The 5,100-nt window shown below is 48.6% G+C and carries 2 tRNA genes and 3 rRNA genes; all 5 read left to right on the top strand.

Annotated elements, in window-relative coordinates:
* Nucleotides 1–1,430 (top strand): 16S ribosomal RNA (locus BLS32_RS18135); the annotation flags it as partial.
* 115 nt (nucleotides 1,431–1,545) lie between these two features.
* Nucleotides 1,546–1,619 (top strand) — tRNA-Ile (locus BLS32_RS18140).
* A gap of 105 nt (nucleotides 1,620–1,724) precedes the next feature.
* Nucleotides 1,725–1,798, top strand: a tRNA-Ala gene (locus BLS32_RS18145).
* 103 nt (nucleotides 1,799–1,901) lie between these two features.
* Nucleotides 1,902–4,783 (top strand): 23S ribosomal RNA (locus tag BLS32_RS18150).
* A gap of 143 nt (nucleotides 4,784–4,926) precedes the next feature.
* Nucleotides 4,927–5,035: ribosomal RNA gene (rrf, locus tag BLS32_RS18155) — 5S ribosomal RNA — on the top strand.
* The last annotated feature ends 65 nt before the right edge of the window (nucleotides 5,036–5,100 follow it).

Genomic DNA, 5,100 nt, shown 5'->3' on the forward strand with positions numbered 1-5,100 from the left:
AGAGACCGGCGCACGGGTGCGTAACGCGTATGCAATCTACCTTTCACAAAGGGATAGCCCAGAGAAATTTGGATTAATACCTTATAGTATAATTGAGTGGCATCATTTAATTATTAAAGATTTATCGGTGAAAGATGAGCATGCGTCCCATTAGCTAGATGGTAAGGTAACGGCTTACCATGGCGACGATGGGTAGGGGTCCTGAGAGGGAGATCCCCCACACTGGTACTGAGACACGGACCAGACTCCTACGGGAGGCAGCAGTGAGGAATATTGGTCAATGGGCGCAAGCCTGAACCAGCCATGCCGCGTGCAGGATGAAGCATCTATGGTGTGTAAACTGCTTTTATACGAGAAGAAACACTGCTTCGTGAAGCAGCTTGACGGTATCGTAAGAATAAGGACCGGCTAACTCCGTGCCAGCAGCCGCGGTAATACGGAGGGTCCAAGCGTTATCCGGAATCATTGGGTTTAAAGGGTCCGTAGGCGGGCCAGTAAGTCAGTGGTGAAATCTCCCGGCTCAACCGGGAAATTGCCATTGATACTGCTGGTCTTGAATTATTGGGAAGTAACTAGAATATGTAGTGTAGCGGTGAAATGCTTAGAGATTACATGGAATACCAATTGCGAAGGCAGGTTACTATCAATATATTGACGCTGATGGACGAAAGCGTGGGTAGCGAACAGGATTAGATACCCTGGTAGTCCACGCCGTAAACGATGGATACTAGCTGTTGGGTTGCAAGACTCAGTGGCTAAGCGAAAGTGATAAGTATCCCACCTGGGGAGTACGTTCGCAAGAATGAAACTCAAAGGAATTGACGGGGGCCCGCACAAGCGGTGGAGCATGTGGTTTAATTCGATGATACGCGAGGAACCTTACCAAGGCTTAAATGTAGATTGACCGGTTTGGAAACAGATCTTTCGCAAGACAATTTACAAGGTGCTGCATGGTTGTCGTCAGCTCGTGCCGTGAGGTGTCAGGTTAAGTCCTATAACGAGCGCAACCCCTGTTGTTAGTTGCCAGCGAGTCAAGTCGGGAACTCTAACAAGACTGCCAGTGCAAACTGTGAGGAAGGTGGGGATGACGTCAAATCATCACGGCCCTTACGCCTTGGGCTACACACGTGCTACAATGGACGGTACAGAGAGCAGCCACTGGGTGACCAGGAGCGAATCTACAAAACCGTTCTCAGTTCGGATCGGAGTCTGCAACTCGACTCCGTGAAGCTGGAATCGCTAGTAATCGGATATCAGCCATGATCCGGTGAATACGTTCCCGGGCCTTGTACACACCGCCCGTCAAGCCATGGAAGCTGGGGGTGCCTGAAGTCGGTGACCGCAAGGAGCTGCCTAGGGTAAAACTGGTAACTAGGGCTAAGTCGTAACAAGGTAGCCGTACCGGAAGGTGCGGCTGGAACACCTCCTTTCTAGAGAAAGACGCAAAGTTACTAATAGTAGATCGGAAAAGGTCTCATTTTACTCTCGCTGTTAATTCAAATATTACACGCATGGCCATTGGTTGTGTGATTTTAGGAAAAAGAGTGTCTCGTAGCTCAGCTGGTTAGAGTACTACACTGATAATGTAGGGGTCGACAGTTCGAGTCTGTCCGAGACAACTATTTACTAAAAAAGGAAATTCTGGAGGTTGAGAATTCATCAATTACGGATTCTGACTCGAGGCCATGGGCCGAACAGGGCGCAAGCCACATCAGAAATTCATTGGGGGATTAGCTCAGCTGGCTAGAGCGCCTGCCTTGCACGCAGGAGGTCAACGGTTCGACTCCGTTATTCTCCACGATTCCGAAAGGAAAAAAGTTCATTGACATATTGGGATAAGAAAATATTTAAAAAGTAGAAAGAACACAATTCTTTGTTATTTATAGCAAAGAATGAAAGTACAATAAGCAAAATAAGGGCGTATGGGGGATGCCTTGGCTCTCAGAGGCGATGAAGGACGTGATAAGCTGCGAAAAGCGCCGGGGATTGGCACACACGAGGTGATCCGGCGATATCCGAATGGGGCAACCCAATACATTGAAGATGTATTACCCGATAGGGAGCAAACCCGCTGAACTGAAACATCTAAGTAGGCGGAGGAGAAGAAAACAAAAGTGATTCCGTAAGTAGTGGCGAGCGAACGCGGATTAGCCCAAACCAGAAGTGTTACGGCACGGCTGGGGTTGTAGGACCACGACATTTTATGTACAAGGAACCGGAAGTTGCTGGAAAGTAACGCCATAGAGGGTGATAGCCCCGTATGGGTAACGAGTATAATAGATAGTGGTATCCTGAGTAGGGCGGGGCACGTGAAACCCTGTCTGAATTTGGCGGGACCATCCGCTAAGGCTAAATACTCCTGAGAGACCGATAGTGAACCAGTACCGTGAGGGAAAGGTGAAAAGAACCGTGAATAACGGAGTGAAACAGATCCTGAAACCATACGCCTACAAGCGGTCGGAGCCCTTTCGTGGGGTGACGGCGTGCCTTTTGCATAATGAGCCTACGAGTTAACGTTGCTGGCAAGGATAAGTGGTTAAGCCACGGATCCGTAGCGAAAGCGAGTCTGAATAGGGCGCTTTAGTCAGTAGTGTTAGACGCGAAACCGTGTGATCTACCCATGGGCAGGATGAAGCTGTGGTAACACACAGTGGAGGTCCGAACCGGTTGACGTTGAAAAGTCTTCGGATGACCTGTGGGTAGGGGTGAAAGGCCAATCAAACTCGGAAATAGCTCGTACTCCCCGAAATGCATTTAGGTGCAGCGTTATGCGTAAAGTTATATAGAGGTAGAGCTACTGATTGGATGCGGGGGCTTCACCGCCTACCAATTCCTGACAAACTCCGAATGCTATATAATGTTTCATAACAGTGAGGGCTTGGGTGCTAAGGTCCAAGTCCGAGAGGGAAAGAACCCAGACCATCAGCTAAGGTCCCCAAATATATACTAAGTTGAAAGAACGAGGTCCGACTGCACAGACAGCTAGGATGTTGGCTTGGAAGCAGCCATTCATTTAAAGAGTGCGTAACAGCTCACTAGTCGAGCGGTCGGGCATGGATAATAATCGGGCATAAGTATATTACCGAAGCTATGGATTTGTAATTTATTACAAGTGGTAGGGGAGCATTCTAACAGGGTTGAAGGTGTATCGTAAGGTATGCTGGACTGGTTAGAAAAGAAAATGTAGGCATAAGTAACGATAATGCGGGCGAGAAACCCGCACACCGAAAGACTAAGGTTTCCTCAGCTATGCTAATCAGCTGAGGGTTAGTCGGGTCCTAAGGCGAACCCGAAAGGGACAGTCGATGGCCAACGGGTTAATATTCCCGTACTACTGATAACTGTGATGGGGTGACGGAGTGATGAAAGTACCGCGAACTGACGGAATAGTTCGTTGAAGCACCTACCTATAGGCTCTCTAGGCAAATCCGGAGAGCTTGGGGAAATGCGATAGTACTCGGAGTCTTCGGACAAAGAGATAGTGTACCTAAGGGCTTCCAAGAAAAACCTCTAAACTTCAGGTTATTAGTACCCGTACCGTAAACCGACACAGGTAGTCGAGGAGAGAATCCTAAGGTGCTCGAGAGATTCATGGCTAAGGAATTAGGCAAAATAGACCTGTAACTTCGGGAGAAAGGTCGCCAGCAGCAATGCTGGCCGCAGTGAAGAGGTCCAGGCGACTGTTTATCAAAAACACAGGGCTCTGCAAAATCGTAAGATGAAGTATAGGGCCTGACACCTGCCCGGTGCTGGAAGGTTAAGAGGAGATGTTATCTTCGGAGAAGCATTGAATTGAAGCCCCAGTAAACGGCGGCCGTAACTATAACGGTCCTAAGGTAGCGAAATTCCTTGTCGGGTAAGTTCCGACCTGCACGAATGGTGTAACGATCTGGACACTGTCTCAGCCATGAGCTCGGTGAAATTGTAGTAGCGGTGAAGATGCCGCTTACCCGCAGTGGGACGAAAAGACCCTGTGCACCTTTACTATAGCTTAGTATTGACTTTGGATAAGTGATGTGTAGGATAGGTGGGAGACTTCGATCCAGCGTCGCCAGGCGTTGGTTAGTCATTGTTGAAATACCACCCTTTGCTTATCTGAAGCCTAACCCCGTTTTGCGGGGGACATTGCTTGGTGGGTAGTTTGACTGGGGTGGTCGCCTCCAAAAGAGTAACGGAGGCTTCTAAAGGTTCCCTCAGTACGCTTGGTAACCGTGCGTAGAGTGCAATGGCATAAGGGAGCTTGACTGAGAGACATACAGGTCGATCAGGTACGAAAGTAGAGCATAGTGATCCGGTGGTTCCGCATGGAAGGGCCATCGCTCAAAGGATAAAAGGTACGCCGGGGATAACAGGCTGATCTCCCCCAAGAGCTCATATCGACGGGGGGGTTTGGCACCTCGATGTCGGCTCGTCACATCCTGGGGCTGGAGAAGGTCCCAAGGGTTGGGCTGTTCGCCCATTAAAGTGGCACGCGAGCTGGGTTCAGAACGTCGTGAGACAGTTCGGTCTCTATCTACTGTGGGCGCAAGAAATTTGAGTGGATCTGATTCTAGTACGAGAGGACCGAATTGGACTAACCGCTGGTGTATCTGTTGTTCCGCCAGGAGCATCGCAGAGTAGCTACGTTGGGAAGGGATAAGCGCTGAAAGCATATAAGCGCGAAACCCACCACAAGATGAGATTTCTTTTAAGGGTCGTGGGAGATGACCACGTTGATAGGCTATAGATGTAAAGGCAGTAATGTCATAGTCGAGTAGTACTAATAACCCGTAAGCTTATGTACAATTTTCCTGCCCGAAAGGGCAGGAATAAACTTTCTTTCTTTATTAAAAAATTTCTTTATCCCAGTGTGTTGATAATATTAGTTTGTATTTGGCTTTTTTAAAAGCAAAACTGCAAACAAGTTGCCCAAAGCAACTAACGACTTAAGGTGGTTATTGCGGCGGGGCTCACCTCTTCCCATCCCGAACAGAGAAGTTAAGCCCGCCTGCGCAGATGGTACTGCAATTTGTGGGAGAGTATGTCGTCGCCTTTCTTTAGAGAAGCCTGTCTGAAAAGACAGGCTTTTTGTTTTTATTGGAACCACGTGTTCGCCCTTCG

This window comes from Flavobacterium noncentrifugens (genome assembly GCF_900100375.1).
In the GTDB taxonomy this organism is placed as follows: Bacteria; Bacteroidota; Bacteroidia; order Flavobacteriales; family Flavobacteriaceae; genus Flavobacterium; species Flavobacterium noncentrifugens.